The organism is Streptomyces sp. DH12, assembly GCF_020873895.1.
Lineage (GTDB): Bacteria > Actinomycetota > Actinomycetes > Streptomycetales > Streptomycetaceae > Streptomyces.
In genome coordinates this window covers 1-474 of record NZ_JAHWGT010000884.1, presented here as the reverse complement: position 1 = coordinate 474, position 474 = coordinate 1, and the positions used below count along the sequence as shown (strand labels likewise).

Below are 474 nucleotides of genomic sequence, written 5' to 3'. Positions count from 1 at the left end.
ATTACGGCACGGTCACCGCGGCCGCCCGCGCCCTGCACTTCACGCCCTCCGCCGCCTCCCAGCAGATCCGCCAGCTCGCCCGCGAGCTCGGCGTCGACCTGCTGGAACCCCAGGGCCGCGGGGTGCGTCTCACCCCGGCCGCCGAGAGCCTGCTCGCGCACGCCGACGCCATCCAGGCCCGCTGGGACCAGGCCGAGCTGGATCTGCGCGCCGACCACGGCGACCCGGCCGGGGTGCTGCGGGTGACCGGGTTCCCCGTGGCCGTCTCGGTGCTGCTCGCGCCGATGGCGGCCCGGCTCGGCGAGCGGCACCCGCGGCTGTCGGTCCGGATCACGGAGGCAGCCGTTCCGGCCATCTTCGACCTGCTCTTCGAGGGCGCCGCCGATCTGGCCGTGGTGGAGTCCACCCCGCACAACCCGCCGATGAGCGACACGCGGTTCGACCAGCAGCCCTTGCTGGACGACCCGTTCGACC

The 474-nt window shown here is 74.9% G+C and carries 1 protein-coding gene; it reads left to right on the top strand.

Going from position 1 to position 474, the window contains the following annotated elements; translation table 11 throughout:
• The coding region (locus LPA54_RS37600) for a LysR family transcriptional regulator (RefSeq protein ID WP_228984923.1) at positions 1-474 on the top strand (474 nt) is incomplete at both ends.